A 15,243-nucleotide genomic window follows, 5' to 3' on the forward strand; every position below is an offset into this window, starting at 1 on the left:
CGGACAAATAATAATGACAGACCAGTATAGTTTCTATCCCGGAGACAAGGAATTTTCCGACCCTATAGAGGAGAAAGAACCCGGCAACGGATATCCGGAGGGGCACATCCCCGTGAGATATCGTTGCAAACAGGTCAACGTTACCAAAATCGGAGGTATCCCCACTTTTAATTCGGACATCCGGAAAGAATATATCGTAGACTACGTACAACAGGAAAGTGCTGCAAACTGTAAACTGCAGGACTATGTTTTCCAGGCCGACCCCAAAGATTTCGAGCTACCCCTGGAAGAAATGAAACCCCTGGAATACGCCAAAGAAGATGTTTCCTTCCAGATAAGCGATACGGGCACCATTACCGCTATAAATAATTTCAGGGAATTACAAGGGAAATGGAAAGCATTCCGTGCAGATTTTGTCCATACCTTTTTTTACCAGGACATCAAAAGCGTCAATGAAAAAGCCGCTGCGGATATCCTGAGTGCCGGGGACAAGGAATTTGCCAAAGAGTCTTCATTGCTTAAATCATATGATAAAAACCTGTTTTATCACATCCTTTTTAAAGACTACAGGCCATCCAACACCGATGACTCCTTATCTTTTCTATCCCAGATATTCCATGATGTCAGTCTCGAAGTGCCAATAGTTCATACCAAAGCACTGGAAGAAGAAGACACATTGATATACCGCAGTGTAGGTGAACCGGACAAGGAAAAGATCAACCGGAACGAAATGATACGACAGTATGATGTTATTTACAAACCTGTTATAAAATACAATTTCACAGAATACAATTACGAATACCGTATAAGAAGAAAAATAGACAGGAAAACCGGGATTATCACCTCGGCACGAGCCATTCTGATCGAAAGCGTTAAAAACAACTATGAATTGATTTCCCAATTCGACCTTAAACAAATCCCCCTATGATATCGGACCGGGACCCAAATACAGCTATTATACTGCATGCAAACAGGATAAAAGGACTCTTATTCATCGCTGTCATCGTAATTCTGTCCGTTTTACTGGCTAACTGGAGTGTAGAACACACCGCGATCTTTATTCCTTTTGTTCTGCTCTTCTGGACATTTATTGCTTTTTTCGCCAGTTATGCATTTGCCTCCAGGTTCCCGCACTTGTTTTTTTATGAACTGGTGATCTCGGAAAACCCCGGTATCATTCACGATGCGGCAACAAACCACAGTGTAAAACGACTGTTTCTGAATCCGAATTCCACAGACCATTACAACATTATATCCGGGTATAAAAAAAGGTTCGGATATGCCATCAGAGCTACACGGGAAGGAAAAAACCGGGTGTTTTTCATAGTCCCGAAACTATCCGGAAGTATAGTAAACAAAAAAAAGGGAAGAGAAAATATAAAAATCGGAGATTACTACCAGAAACCGGAAAACTTCCGGGACGAATACGATGCTGTAAAACAGTTTCTGAAATCGCGCTGTAAAGAGCAGAGAGAGCCCGGAGATGCCGGAATACGAATGTTGTACATTCTGCCCGTCATATTGTTTTTCGCCTTGCTGATCTTTTGCATCTCCTTCCCTATATATATTATAACATCACTATAAAAAGGTAAAAAATGAGTGTCCCTTACATACCCGAAAATACGAAAGTGGTTTGCACTCTTCAAACGGACTCTTCTCCCAAAGAACTCATTATAACCCGGAATAAGGTCTCCGTCATAAAAAAATCGGAAGATACCCCTCTTCTCACCGAAAAGGACCTCAACATCAATGAACAGTTTGCCTGTAAAAATGCTGCAAATGCCATGGCATCGTTTTTTGCCATAGCAGCGGGGATTGTCGTTGGTGCGGCTCTTATTGCATCCGGACCGGTAGGTTGGGCGGTTGCCGGTGTGGCAGCTGCCGGTTTTGCAGCTGCGGGGACTTACCACGCCACACAAATAAAACACAAATGTTCCCCCGGACTGGAAGCGGGACAATGGAATTTTACACACCACAGTGTAAAAATAGACGGTCATCCGGCCATTACGCAAATTTCCATATTGAGCTGTAACGAAGGGGGTATCCTCTCCCCTATTATCGATCCGGCAATTGCGCAACAGGCAGCAGAAGCCATTGCTTCGAACAACAAAAAGGAAATAGGTGTCAATGCTGCTGCCTCTTTTGTCACCGGACTGTTTTTACCTTTTGGTGTTTCCGGGGTTGCGGGGGCCTCTACCCTTGGACTGAAATTCCTGGGTGGCGCCAAAATGGCCGGCGGTTTCGTATTTGGTGTCGCACTCATGCAGGGAGCCACCTGGCTGCAAAGCGACCTTACCAGGAATTATTCACTTCCGGAGAATGAAGCATATGACCGGATGAACGAGGTAGAGTCCGGAACTTTTGCAGATGCCTTCAGCATTCCGGATGACCCCAGCGACTTAAGCGATTTTAACGACCTTCTCGGCTTGCAGGATGTAGCAAAAAGCGGACAATTGGCAACACAGGACGCGCAGATGCAACAAAGGCTGAACAACCTGTCCGGATTGAGCCGGCAACGATTGCTCAAAGACCCCGCGGCCAAACAACTATTGGCGGAATTAAAAGAAGGAAAACATCCCCAGCTCCGGGAAGCCATTACCAATTTCAACAACCGGCGGATAAACCCTACTATGCGCGATCAGATGAATGCGGCAAACCGCCAGAATATGACAAACAACCTCAAAGATATGGGACGTAGCGGCGTTACGGGAGTAATGTACTTTGCCCCCTTTGCCGCTAAGTATTTCTCGGAAGAAGCCCGAATCGTCATGGCCGAAGCCCTTGCCGCGGATGCCCGAAGCGGCGGCAATATTATCGCCACACAAGTTTAATCCTGCTTTATGTATTATTATTAACCCTCTATAAAAATGCCATGACAGACAAGTATAGTTTCTATCCCGGAGACAAGGAATATGCAAAAACCGAAGAAAAGGAGACAAAAAACAATATTAAACATCCCTCCGGGGATATTTCGGCAAAATACCGCTGCGAACAAGTAAACACCACCAAAATAGACGGGAATCTCACCAGTAATTCCCAGCAGAAATTTCAATATTACATTCAGGTTTCCCCTGCCGAAAAGACAGCCAAAGTGAAGCTGGAAGACCACTATTATAATATGAACCCTCCCGTGCTGAACAAGGTTTTTGACTTTATCACTAAAACGGAGGCCATCCGCCAGGATGTTTCTTTTAGTTATGGCGACAACGGCAAGATCGCCCGTATCCTCAACAAGGAAGAGCAGGCAGAAAAATGGAGGGCTTTTAAGAATTCCGGGGAATTCCAGACCGAATTTATTGAAAGTATGAGGGACAACAACGAAAAAGCCCTGGAGGAGATCGTCAAATCGGGGGACCGGCAGTTTTCTCTCTCCCATGATTCGGAAGAAGAATATCGCAGGGAATTGTTCTACGCCATTCTTTTTGACTGGCAACTCACATCCAACGACAGCACTTCCGTTCCCCAGGAAGGTTTTTTGTTCCGGTCCATTTTATTGCCGGAGGTTATCGTTCCGATGGATTTCCGGTGCGATATTTTAAAAGAGGAAAGTGATATAACGAAACTGCGAAAGGTAGGCTCTGCAAAGCTCAATGATGAGTTACTGGAAGATATTATCAAAAAATACGATCAGTATTACAAACCGCAGATCAAATACAGCTTTACGGAATATAAACTGGAATTCAGGCAGACCTATGAAGTCGATGCTGTGACCAGGTTGGTGACCAATGCCAAGCTGATCTGGGTAGAATCCATAAAAGATAATGTAGAGAGTTTTTGTCAATTTACACTTCGCAAACTTTAATCCCGGTCCGACATGAATACTACAACCATAGGCACTGACAAGGTAAATAATACGGCCGGCAACCGTACCCGAAGCTTTATCCTCAAAAAAGTAATGACCCTCCAGGTTGGGAAATGGTATATATTGTGTGGACTCCTGATAGCCATATCCTTCATTGGTATTAAGGTCATTCTCGGGGATGAATTACGTATATTGCAATTCCCGTATAGTCTGTTTCTTGTGATAGCAGTGTTTTATGCCGGGGTTAAACTGATACATACAAAATACCTGAAAAAGAGCATTCAAATCTCCATTGACCCCAACATCATAAAGGTCACTTACAACGATAACGATGGATATATAAAGCCTACAAATGACTTGAAGTCTATCCGGACCCTTCATCCTTCAAATAAAAAGGGAGATATTCAGGCAGAACTCGTCTTCAGGGACCATAAGATAACCCTGACATCTGCCGTCAATCGGGAAAGCAAGGAACAATGGGATGCCTTTTGCCTCCATTGCCAAAAGAAACTGAGGTTTGTAGAAGGAGATGTCCCCTTCTCTATATGGACACACAACTGGCAGGGAACAAAATATGTAGAATACAAAAACCCGAATTACAATGAGTAGCTATTTGCCGGAAAAAGTCTTTGCGGTATGTACACACAATGCCGCTAACGGGTACGGAAAACTATTGGTCAACCCTGATATCAGAGGAGTGATCACGGTTTCCTTTAAATCACAGAACCGTCCGCTCCTCACCCTTGCAGACAAGAAATTAGACGGGCAGTTTTCCTGCAAAACAGGCTGGAGCAGCGGTGTGGGCACTATTGCTTTTGGCGCCGGCGTTGGTGCCGGGCTGGCCGTAGCAGCAGCCGTGGCTACCGTCCCGGTTGCAGGATGGATCATTGGGGGTGGCCTTGCCCTTCTATGTATTGGGGTAGGCCTCTTTCAAATGTTCAAACCCAAGCCCACCTGCAGCGAAATGATAAGCTACGACCAATCCCTTTGGTTAAACCCGCATCCGTCTGTGACTTTTGATGACCATCCCGCTCTTACCAAACAATCCATGCTGCAATGCAAAGAAGGAGGTTTTTTATTGCCTTTTATCAGTGAATCCGCCGCTGCTTCCGCTGCTTCGACCATCGGTAATATGAACAAGACAGAGATCGGATTGATCGGAGTGGTCTCTTTTGTTGGCGGTTTTGGTGTGGGATTCACTTTAGGCACTGCCGGTCTCTCTACAGCATTATCAGGGGCCGCGTTAGGGGTTGCAGGATCATATCTCTTGTTCCAACCTTTGGAAAAAATAGAAAAAGGAGCCCTAAGAGATGCCTATGATGACGATTCAAATCCTTACTATGAGACCATGGTCGAGTCTAAACAGGGAGAGCTGGGCCTTCTCAATGTACAGGGATTACCCACGGGAGACGAAAACGGTTCTACTTTTGACAGTTTGGACGATTTTTATAATCCTATATCCGTTTATGAAAATCTCCGTGACATAAGAACCGAATTAGAAAGACAAAGAAGCAGTCTGCAGGGAGTACGAGGAGCCGGGCAGCAAATAAGCAGACTTACTGCCAATATTACTGAAATAGACAGAGCCATTGCAGAAGCAAATAAAACAGGCTCTTTTGCCAAAGGCAAAAATCCCTACGCTGCAAAAGTGTTTGAAAAGGCAAGAAATGGCCATTATGGCCCCCAGGCACGACAAGCCTTTACCAATAGCGCAAACAACGGCAGGGGGATGAATCGGGAATCTAATTACAACAAAGTCATTAACTCCAAAAATCAAAACATTCAACAGCACAATCAGGCCATCCAGGAGCACAACCGGGATATCCGGCAACAAAACAAAAATATAAGTGTCAATAAAGCCTTAAAAGGAGCCAATATCGCCTCACTTTTTATTCCCTTTGCAGCGACCGGACTTAGTGAGACTACATTATCTCTGGCTGCAAATGCAGCTATGTCCGATATTTCCAATGGCATAAGCATCATCGCACAGCAGCATTAACAGTCTTTCGGCTAAGAAAAAATATACATAGCTATATTTTCTGAATTAACATTTATACAACAATTCCTTATCACATCCCTAAATTTCACGTAACACTAGTCCCCTAAATTTGGAGTAACTGAGGATTTAGCTATCCTCTCAACAGATCCAAGAGATAAAAATCCTGTAAACTCCAGATCTATCATGAGCAGCTACTTACCGGAAAAGGTATTTACCGTATGCACCCACAATTCGGGAAGCGGTTATGGAAAATTATTGACCAATCCGGATGCAAGGGGACAGTTTACTGTAATCTTCAAATCTAAGGGCAAACCTTTGCTTACCGAAGTCGATAAAAAACTGGATGGGCAGTTCTCCTGCAAAACAGGCTGGAGCAGTGGTGTGGGTACTGCGGCGTTCGGCGCCGGTGTTGTAGCCGGGTTGGCTGTTGCCGCTACCGTAGCTACCATACCCGTAGCAGGATGGATCGTCGGAGGTGCCATTGCCCTGGGCTGTCTTGCTTACGGCCTTTTCCAGATGTTCAAGCCCAAGCCCACCTGCAGTGAGATGATCGGCTACCAGGAATCGTTCTGGATAAACCCGCACCCTTCTGTTACTTTCGACGGTCATGCCGCCGTAACCAAGCAATCCATGATACAGTGCAAGGAAGGGGGATTCCTTCTCCCGTTCATCAGTGAGTCCGCGGCCGCTTCTGCCGCGGAACAAATAGGTTCCCAAAACAAAAAGGAGATCACCTTAACCGGAGTAGGTTCTTTTATCGGCGGTATGACCATAGGATTTACAGGAGGCACTTCGGGTATTATAGGGATAGGAAAATCCCTGATGTGGGGATCCCTGTTTTCCGCTGCCGTATACCAGCCCGCAACCGATATACAGACATTAGTGATACGTGAGGGATATGAAGATGACACCGACCCGTACTACGATAATATGACAGGAGGAAGCCCCGATCTTGCAGATATCATAACTCCTGCTGCACCCTTACCCGGGCCCGCACAGGAATTACTGGCAGAATTTACTCCTGTAGATGAAGAAGGTACGGCCTCCGGCTGGAACCTAAAAACTCCCTATGACCGTATTCAAAAAATCCGTACACATCTGGCGGAACAACGAAGAAACCTGCTGGGAGTCCGGGGATCTGAAAAAATGATAGCAGGATTGAACGCCCGGATCGCCGAAATAGACCGGGCTATTCAAACAGGAAAGGAAAATGGATTTTCCAGAAATAATAATCCCATAGCAGCAAAAGTGTTTGACGATGCCCGAAGTGGAAAATACGGAAATGAGGTACGGAATATCTTCACCAACAACAGCGGCAACGGGCGTGGAATGAACCGGGGGAGCAACTATCAAAACGCCAGGGAGAACCTTAGGCAGAATCAAAGTATGCAAAACAGGCAAAATGCGCTTTCGCAATATCAATCCGGCGCCAGTACTAATCGTACTAATATCATGACTCATAGTGGTATGGCCGGCGTAAGTATCGTAGGATTGGTTCTTCCGTTTTTCACCAACGCAGTCAGCGAAGGAACTTTGCAAATAGTCGCTGAGGCAGCCGCGGAAGACATGGCAAACGGCATCAGTATTATGGCAAAACAACATTGATCCCTGCCGTATAACAGGAGATTAAAAAAGTTTTGGCATGCCTGCTATATCATAATGCAATAACATTATAGTACTATTCCCGAAATACCATCCTATTTTAACGGATACTGCTCCCGGCACCCCAGCAATAAACTATTGAATTTCCGGCTTGAAACGGAGAACAATAAACCAGTCCTGCTCTGTTTTCTCAAAAGGTAAGAGGATAAATCACGGGCTCCATCATTACATAAATTTATCTTCTCCGGTACTTTTCCAACATTTTTGCCTGTGACGATCAAATCATTGCTACAAAAAAACTACTTTTGCAGTCAAATTATGCCGGTTTGTTTTAAATCGGTATCCAATCGGGATGTTTTTTTCGTATTTTATGGTTTTTCCGGGCATGCCCCGGGTATAAAAGAGGGATTCCGTAAAGATTCAGAATATTCCGGCTATCATTTTTTCGAAAAATATCAAGCGTTAACAACACAGCAGTATGAGTACCACAAAAAAAGCTACATCCGCTTTAATTTCTGTTTTCAGTAAAGAGGGTCTGGAGCCCATTATCCAAAAATTAAATGATCTCGGTATTACTATTTATTCCACCGGGGGTACGGAAAAATTCATCCGTGACCTGGGTATAAATGTCGTTCCCGTAGAGGACGTAACAGGTTATCCCTCTATTCTGGGAGGCAGGGTAAAAACACTACACCCCAAAGTATTCGGGGGTATCCTGAACCGACAGGATAATGAAACGGACCGGACGGAACTGGAATCTTATGAGATCCCCCAGATAGATATTGTTATTGTAGACCTTTATCCTTTTGAAAAAACCGTTGCGGGGGGTGCTTCCGAACAAGATATTATCGAAAAAATAGATATAGGCGGTATTTCCCTGATACGGGCTGCCGCAAAGAATTTCAAAGATGTACTTTGTGTTGCGTCTATGGAAGATTACAAGGACTTTTTAACGGTCATTTCCGATGGTAACGGTAATACTACCCTGGCAGACCGTAAGCGTTTCGCAGCAAAAGCATTCAACGTTTCTTCTCATTACGATACGGCAATATTCAATTACTTTAACGAAGAAGAACTGGTATTCAAAGCCAGCGAAACAAAAGGACAGGAACTGCGTTACGGAGAAAACCCGCATCAGAAAGGTTACTTCTTCGGCGACCTGGATGCCATGTTTGATAAGCTCCACGGTAAGGAACTGTCATACAACAATCTTCTGGATGTAGATGCTGCGGTTAACCTCATGGAGGAATTCCGGGGAGATGCCCCTACTTTTGCCATATTAAAACACAATAACGCCTGTGGTGTGGCAACCCGAAACACATTAAAAGAAGCATATCTGGATGCCCTTGCAGGGGACCCTGTTTCCGCCTTTGGTGGTATTCTTATTGCCAATACCGCAATAGATGCGGAAACCGCCAATGAAATTAGCAGTCTTTTCTGCGAAGTGGTTATCGCTCCGTCATACTCCGAAGAAGCCCTGGAAGTGCTCAAACAGAAAAAGAACCGGATAATTCTCGTTCAGAAAGATGCCGAACTGGCAAAAACACAGGTCCGGACTTGTTTGAACGGGCTCCTGGTTCAGGAAAAAAATGCCAAAACCGACAGGCTTGAAGATTTAAACTACCGGACAAACAATAAACCCACGGATAAAGAGTTAGAAGATTTGCTCTTTGCTTCCAAAATATGCAAACACACCAAATCCAACACTATTGTTTTGGCCAGGAACCGCCAGCTTTGTGCCAGTGGTACGGGCCAGACAAGCAGAGTAGATGCCCTCAGGCAGGCTATCGAAAAAGCAGGGTCTTTTGACTTTGATCTCAACGGGGCTGTTATGGCCAGTGATGCTTTCTTCCCGTTCCCCGATTGTGTGGAAATAGCGGATAAAGCAGGAATAAAGGCCGTGATACAACCCGGAGGCTCTATAAAAGACCAGCTGAGCATAGATTATTGCAATGAGCATGAAATAGCAATGGTATTTACAGGAACAAGACATTTTAAACACTAATTACACCCTGTTTTTCGTTATAAAGCGAAGACTGCCCGGAAGCATTCCGGACGATTTCGATCCCTCAGGATACTTTATAAGGTTTCAGGGAGCGAAATATGCTAAAGTATTGTTACATTTGAAAGTTATCCACCCGGTAATAACCGCTTTAAAACGAACGAACTGACTAATTATACGCATACATGGGATTTTTTGACTTTTTAACAGAGGAAATCGCAATGGACCTCGGTACGGCAAATACGCTGATCATCCACAACGACAAGGTCGTTGTAGACAGCCCCTCTATAGTTGCCAGGGACCGGATATCGGGAAAAATCATAGCTGTAGGACAGGAAGCCAACCTGATGCAGGGAAAAACCCATGAAAACATCAAAACAATACGTCCCCTGAAAGACGGGGTTATTGCTGACTTTGACGCTTCGGAAAAAATGATAAACATGTTCATCAAGAACATTCCCGCATTGAAGCGCAAATTATTTCAGCCGGCCTTACGTATGGTTATCTGCATTCCCTCCGGTATTACCGAAGTGGAAATGCGGGCGGTAAAGGAATCTGCCGAAAGAGTAAACGGCAAAGAGGTTTACCTCATCCACGAACCTATGGCTGCAGCTATCGGTATCGGCATTGATATTATGGAACCAAAGGGGAACATGATCGTGGATATAGGCGGAGGTACTACCGAAATCGCAGTAATCGCCCTGGGCGGTATCGTATGCGATAAGTCCGTAAAAATAGCAGGTGACGTATTTACCAATGACATCGTGTACTACATGCGCACACAGCACAACCTGTACGTAGGTGAAGCTACCGCAGAAAATATCAAAATACAAATAGGATCCGCTACGGAAGACCTGGAAACCCCACCGGAAGAAATGAGTGTACAGGGACGGGACCTCCTCACCGGAAAACCCAAGCAGGTACAGGTTTCTTACCGGGAAATTGCCAAAGCTTTGGACAAATCCATTCTTCGTATAGAAGATGCCGTAATGGAAACATTGTCACAAACCCCGCCCGAACTTGCCGCCGATATATACAATACCGGAATATACCTGGCCGGGGGTGGTTCTATGTTGAGAGGACTGGACAAAAGGCTCTCCCAAAAAACGGATTTGCCCGTGTACATTGCCGAAGACCCGCTTCGTGCCGTAGTGAGAGGTACCGGAATAGCCCTGAAAAATATCGGAAGATTTAAAAGTATCCTGGTAAGATAGGTAGAATGCTATGCAAAACATAATTAATTTTTTTATAAAGAACAGGTTCTTCTTTCTTTTCTTTGTTTTGCTGTCATTTTCGCTGTTTCTGACTATCCAGTCGCACAGTTACCACAAAAGCAAGTTTATAAATTCCGCCAACTGGATTACAGGCGGCATCTATGAAACCGCAAGTAATATATCCGGTTATTTCGGGCTCAGAGGGTATAATCGCCAGCTGGTAGAAGAGAACAAAAGACTTCGTTTTTTGTTGTTCAACCAGGCACATCCTTATCCCGATTCCATCTCAAACGATTCTGTAATACTTCAGGAAAATCCCGGGTATGTAGTGCGGGATGCTTCGGTTATAAAGAACAGCTATCATTCTCCGAAAAACTACCTCACCATAGACCAGGGTGAAGGCGATGGCATTATCCAGGATATGGGGGTTATCACTTCAGAAGGTATCGTGGGAATTATCGATAATACCTCCCGCCACTACGCAACGGTACAGTCTGTTTTAAATACACTTACCCGTATCAATGCCCAGCTTAAAAACACAAACCATTTCGGTACGCTGCAATGGGACGGGACATCCGAAAATACCGTTCAGCTCATTGACATCTCCCGTATTGCCCCTCTTAAAACAGGAGATACGATTATTACCGGGGGCATGTCTACCATATTTCCGAAAGGTATTCCCATAGGGACCATAAAGAACTTTACGTTGGATATTTCCGAAAATTACTATATTATCAATGTCCAGCTCTTTAACGACATGACCAATCTGGGACATGTATACGTAATTGAAAACATCAATAAGGAAGAAATACTTGAATTAGAGCAGTCGGTAAATGAATAACAATACGTTGGCAAATGGTATAAGGTTTATAGTATTGGTACTGGTACAGGTACTCATATGCAATCATATCTACTTCCTGGGATATATAAACCCTTATATATATGTATTGTTTATCCTGCTCTATCCCCTTAAAAACGAAAACCGGGCCCTTTTCCTGTTCCTCGCATTCCTGATGGGACTATCTGTAGATATTTTCAGTGACAGCGGTGGTATCCATGCAGCTTCATCGCTTTGCATTGCCTATATACGCCCGGTAGTATTGCGTTTTTCCTTCGGAAGTGCCTACGAGTATCAAACCCTGAAAATAAACAATACCAACCTCGGGCAACGGTTCATGTATTTGTTTATTATGATTTTAACACATCATATCATACTTTTTTCCTTAGAGATTTTTAGTTTTACACATATACTTACAACCTTAAAAAAAACGTTATTATCCGGAGCCTTTACCCTGGTGCTTTGTTTTTTGCTCATCCCGTTGTTCAGGACTAAAAATCAATGAGAAAACTATTACTTTCATCCATTATAATTCTTGTTGCCCTTATCTACATAGGGAGACTTTCCTATTTGCAGTTAATATCGGGAAACAAGGACAGTCCGTTGAACGACACCGCCATAAAACAGGTTTTCGATTATCCCGAACGCGGGTACATTTATGACCGGAACGGAAAGTTGCTGGTAGCCAACCAACCTTCTTACGATGTTATGATTATCCCCAGGGAAGTCATTCCGCTGGATACCCTTGAATTTTGTTCCTTGCTGAATATCACCAAAGAAGATTTTATCCGGAAATACCAGAAGGCATATATTTATTCTCCCAGGCTTCCCTCGGTATTTGTGCCTCAGCTTTCCAAAGAAGAATATGCGGCTCTCCAGGAGAAAATGCGTAAATACGAAGGGTTTTATATTCAAAAACGTTCACTTCGCCATTACCAGACAGCTCACGGGGCCAATATCTTCGGGTATATCCGGGAAGTCAGCGAGTATGATCTCAGGAACAACCCAAACTACCAATCGGGAGAACTCATAGGCATACAAGGTGTTGAAGAGTATTACGAGGACGTCCTCCGCGGGAGAAAAGGAGTAAAATACATTCAGAAAGACCGTTTTAACCGGGATATAGGCCCTTACAAAAACGGCATATACGACACTCTCCCGGAACAAGGTAAGGATATACAACTCACCATTGACATAGATCTTCAGACCTACGGCGAGGAACTGATGGTCAACAAACGGGGGGGCATTGTTGCCCTGAACCCCAAGACCGGTGAAATACTGGCACTGGTGACGGCACCGAATTACGATCCCTCGCTGTTGGTCGGGAGACAGCGTTCCAGAAATTACACACAATTGTATTACGACTCTATAGCCAATCCGCTATACGATCGCAGCTTGCTGGCCATGTACCCCCCGGGCTCACCGTTTAAGGCCCTCAATGCTCTCGCGGCACTACAGGAAGGTGTCATAGAACCTTCTACACACATTGCCTGTCAAAACGGTTACTATTACAAGGGAAGAAGGTTAATGGGATGCCATTGCGGAGGTGGTTCGCGGGACCTTGTCCGTGGTGTGGCACTGTCCTGTAACGGCTATTTTGCCAACGTATATCGTCGTATTATAGACAAGTATCCTACCTCGGCCGAAGGAATGACCGCATGGGAAAAACACATGAACAGCTTTGGCCTGGGGGATTATCTGGGATACGACCTGCCTATCGGTAAAGCAGGGAGGATACCTGATGTAAACTGGTATGACCGCGTGTACGGCAAACGCCGCTGGTATTCCACCACCAACTTATCCAATGCCATAGGACAGGGGGAAATACTGACCACCCCCATACAACTTGCCAATTTTACCGCAGTTATTGCCAACAAAGGATATTACTATACTCCTCATGTCCTCAAAAGTGTAGAAAACCACCCTTTATCGGATAAAAAGTTTACGGAGAAGAAATACTCTACAATAGATTCAAAACACTTTGGCCCGGTAATAGAAGGTATGGCCGAGGTATACAGAAACGGGACGGCCAGGTCTTTCCAGGTACCCGGCATCGATATAGCGGGTAAAACCGGGACGGCAGAGAACTTTACCCGTATTGACGGTAAAAGGACACAGCTGACGGACCATTCTATTTTTGTCGCTTTTGCCCCGGTTGAGAATCCTCAGATAGCCATTGCGGTATTTGTGGAGAACGGATACTGGGGATCCAGGTACGCAGGGCCTATCGCCTCCATTATGATCGAAAAATACCTCAAGGGAGAAGTTACGAGAAAAGACCTGGAAAAACGCATGCTCGAAGCAACCCTGAAAGAAGAATACGCTAAACCATACAGCGGTAAACCATTTAGGATTAATGACTAATTCCTTTATACGAAAAATAGACTGGTTAACGGTAATTCTATACTTCCTCCTCGTATTTACAGGCTGGGTCAATATTTATTCCAGCAGTATCACCGAGGGGACCGGCACATCCATGTTCGATTTTTCTACATATTACGGAAAGCAACTTACTTTCATTGGGCTGAGCACTATATTCATAACACTTATTCTGGCTATAGACGCCAAGTTCTACCAAAAATTTTCGGGGATTATTTATTTACTCTCGGTAGCGTCCCTCGCCGGGGTTTTTATTTTCGGAAAGACAATTGCCGGGCAAACCGCATGGTATGACCTGGGATTTATGAGCATACAACCGGCCGAGTTTGCCAAAACCGGAACCGCACTGGCTCTGGCCGAATACCTCAGCGATTCGCAGACCAATATTAAATATCTCAAATACCAGTTAAAGGCTTTTCTTATCATAGCCCTCCCCATATTATTTATCCTTTTGCAGCCCGATCCGGGAAGCGCTATGGTATTTCTGGCTTTTCTGCCCGTTATGTACCGCGAAGGGCTTCCGTCCATATATCTTCTTTCCGGCCTGGGGCTTGTTACCCTGTTCGTAACCACACTGATGTTCGGGGCCATAGGTGTTTGTATAGCAACCTTTATTTTCCTCACCCTGTATTACCTATGGCGAAAAAGGAAAAAGAAAATGGTCTCCGTACTGCCGTTCATCACCCTCCTGCTTATAACCGTGGTCGTAACTTCCAGTGTGCGATTCACTTTTGACAATGTTTTTAAACAGCACCATCGCGACCGGATAAACCTGTGGTTAAAACTCGAAAAAGATCCTGCCAAGTTCAGGGAGATCCGAAAATCAATAGGATATAATACCTACCAGTCCGAATCGGCCATATCTTCGGGTGGTTTATCCGGAAAGGGATTTCTCGAAGGTACCCGAACCAAAGGTGGTTTTGTCCCCGCGCAACATACGGATTATATTTTTAGTACCGTAGGAGAAGAATGGGGATTCATAGGCAGTACCGCGGTAATATTGCTGTTCACTTTCCTGCTTCTGCGCCTGTTGTTCCTCGCGGAACGACAAAAATCCAAGTTCAGTCGTATTTACGGGTATGGTGTAACCGCAATTTTGTTTTTCCATTTTACCATAAATATCGGTATGGTAATCGGGCTACTCCCTACGGTGGGCATTCCCCTGCCGCTCTTTAGTTACGGCGGTTCCGGGCTATGGGCTTTTACCCTTCTTCTCTTTGTTTTTGTAAAACTGGACGCCAACCAGATCAACGAATGGGAGGACCTAACGGAATTCCATTAAGAAACTGTTTTGAATTCATTATTTACCACGGGGCAAGCCCACAAGGTCAAAAGAAATAAAATATTAATCCATTCCCGATGCAAGCTTCGGAACATAAATCTAACGTAGCGGGTTAAAGTTTAAAA

Annotated in this window: 13 protein-coding genes; all 13 read left to right on the top strand. The window is 44.7% G+C overall.

Going from position 1 to position 15,243, the window contains the following annotated elements; translation table 11 throughout:
• The first annotated feature begins 13 nt into the window (after window positions 1–13).
• The 13 genes from ACVBDU_RS17180 (at window position 14) to rodA (ending at window position 15,118) form a co-directional block, all read left to right on the top strand.
• Window positions 14–928 carry a hypothetical protein gene (locus ACVBDU_RS17180; protein WP_447180958.1) on the top strand — a complete coding sequence of 305 codons (915 nt, stop codon included), beginning with the start codon at window positions 14–16 and terminating at the stop codon, window positions 926–928.
• A complete protein-coding gene (locus tag ACVBDU_RS17185; RefSeq protein ID WP_447180959.1) occupies window positions 925–1,584 on the top strand; it encodes a hypothetical protein in 660 nt (219 codons plus the stop codon). Before ACVBDU_RS17180 ends, ACVBDU_RS17185 begins: the two co-directional genes overlap by 4 nt.
• Window positions 1,585–1,595: 11 nt before the next feature.
• Window positions 1,596–2,831 (top strand): PAAR-like protein, encoded by a 1,236-nt coding sequence (locus ACVBDU_RS17190; RefSeq protein WP_447180960.1) that lies wholly within the window; start codon window positions 1,596–1,598, stop codon window positions 2,829–2,831.
• 41 nt (window positions 2,832–2,872) lie between these two features.
• Window positions 2,873–3,802, top strand: coding sequence for a hypothetical protein (locus ACVBDU_RS17195; RefSeq protein ID WP_447180961.1), 930 nt, complete (start codon window positions 2,873–2,875; stop codon window positions 3,800–3,802).
• Between the two features lie 12 nt (window positions 3,803–3,814).
• The gene (locus tag ACVBDU_RS17200; protein WP_447180962.1) at window positions 3,815–4,411 is read left to right on the top strand and encodes a hypothetical protein; all 597 of its coding nucleotides are present in this window, start codon (window positions 3,815–3,817) and stop codon (window positions 4,409–4,411) included.
• Window positions 4,404–5,801, top strand: coding sequence for a hypothetical protein (locus ACVBDU_RS17205; protein WP_447180963.1), 1,398 nt, complete (start codon window positions 4,404–4,406; stop codon window positions 5,799–5,801). The genes ACVBDU_RS17200 and ACVBDU_RS17205 overlap by 8 nt, the downstream gene beginning before the upstream one ends.
• A 183-nt stretch (window positions 5,802–5,984) precedes the next feature.
• A complete protein-coding gene (locus ACVBDU_RS17210; RefSeq protein ID WP_447180964.1) occupies window positions 5,985–7,406 on the top strand; it encodes a hypothetical protein in 1,422 nt (473 codons plus the stop codon).
• A gap of 475 nt (window positions 7,407–7,881) precedes the next feature.
• Entirely contained in the window at window positions 7,882–9,408 is a 1,527-nt protein-coding gene (gene purH, locus ACVBDU_RS17215; RefSeq protein WP_447180965.1) for a bifunctional phosphoribosylaminoimidazolecarboxamide formyltransferase/IMP cyclohydrolase, read from the top strand.
• A 182-nt stretch (window positions 9,409–9,590) separates the two neighbouring features.
• Window positions 9,591–10,619, top strand: coding sequence for a rod shape-determining protein (locus tag ACVBDU_RS17220; protein ID WP_447176124.1), 1,029 nt, complete (start codon window positions 9,591–9,593; stop codon window positions 10,617–10,619).
• Between the two features lie 10 nt (window positions 10,620–10,629).
• Complete coding sequence (gene mreC / locus ACVBDU_RS17225) at window positions 10,630–11,460, top strand: rod shape-determining protein MreC (RefSeq protein WP_447180966.1); 831 nt, start codon at window positions 10,630–10,632, stop codon at window positions 11,458–11,460.
• Window positions 11,453–11,962, top strand: coding sequence for a rod shape-determining protein MreD (locus tag ACVBDU_RS17230; protein WP_447180967.1), 510 nt, complete (start codon window positions 11,453–11,455; stop codon window positions 11,960–11,962). The genes mreC and ACVBDU_RS17230 overlap by 8 nt, the downstream gene beginning before the upstream one ends.
• Window positions 11,959–13,821 (top strand): penicillin-binding protein 2, encoded by a 1,863-nt coding sequence (gene mrdA, locus ACVBDU_RS17235; RefSeq protein ID WP_447180968.1) that lies wholly within the window; start codon window positions 11,959–11,961, stop codon window positions 13,819–13,821. Before ACVBDU_RS17230 ends, mrdA begins: the two co-directional genes overlap by 4 nt.
• Entirely contained in the window at window positions 13,814–15,118 is a 1,305-nt protein-coding gene (rodA, locus tag ACVBDU_RS17240; RefSeq protein ID WP_447180969.1) for a rod shape-determining protein RodA, read from the top strand. Before mrdA ends, rodA begins: the two co-directional genes overlap by 8 nt.
• The last annotated feature ends 125 nt before the right edge of the window (window positions 15,119–15,243 follow it).

The sequence above is a fragment of the Sinomicrobium endophyticum genome (genome assembly GCF_052983315.1).

Bases quoted from the DNA above. Each gene is read 5' to 3' on its own strand.
- rodA (WP_447180969.1), top strand. From the start codon at position 13,814: ATGACTAATTCCTTTATACGAAAAATAGACTGGTTAACGGTAATTCTA.
- mreC (WP_447180966.1), top strand. From the start codon at position 10,630: ATGCAAAACATAATTAATTTTTTTATAAAGAACAGGTTCTTCTTTCTT.
- ACVBDU_RS17220 (WP_447176124.1), top strand. From the start codon at position 9,591: ATGGGATTTTTTGACTTTTTAACAGAGGAAATCGCAATGGACCTCGGT.
- ACVBDU_RS17200 (WP_447180962.1), top strand. From the start codon at position 3,815: ATGAATACTACAACCATAGGCACTGACAAGGTAAATAATACGGCCGGC.
- ACVBDU_RS17210 (WP_447180964.1), top strand. From the start codon at position 5,985: ATGAGCAGCTACTTACCGGAAAAGGTATTTACCGTATGCACCCACAAT.
- ACVBDU_RS17195 (WP_447180961.1), top strand. From the start codon at position 2,873: ATGACAGACAAGTATAGTTTCTATCCCGGAGACAAGGAATATGCAAAA.
- ACVBDU_RS17185 (WP_447180959.1), top strand. From the start codon at position 925: ATGATATCGGACCGGGACCCAAATACAGCTATTATACTGCATGCAAAC.
- ACVBDU_RS17180 (WP_447180958.1), top strand. From the start codon at position 14: ATGACAGACCAGTATAGTTTCTATCCCGGAGACAAGGAATTTTCCGAC.
- purH (WP_447180965.1), top strand. From the start codon at position 7,882: ATGAGTACCACAAAAAAAGCTACATCCGCTTTAATTTCTGTTTTCAGT.
- ACVBDU_RS17190 (WP_447180960.1), top strand. From the start codon at position 1,596: ATGAGTGTCCCTTACATACCCGAAAATACGAAAGTGGTTTGCACTCTT.
- mrdA (WP_447180968.1), top strand. From the start codon at position 11,959: ATGAGAAAACTATTACTTTCATCCATTATAATTCTTGTTGCCCTTATC.
- ACVBDU_RS17205 (WP_447180963.1), top strand. From the start codon at position 4,404: ATGAGTAGCTATTTGCCGGAAAAAGTCTTTGCGGTATGTACACACAAT.
- ACVBDU_RS17230 (WP_447180967.1), top strand. From the start codon at position 11,453: ATGAATAACAATACGTTGGCAAATGGTATAAGGTTTATAGTATTGGTA.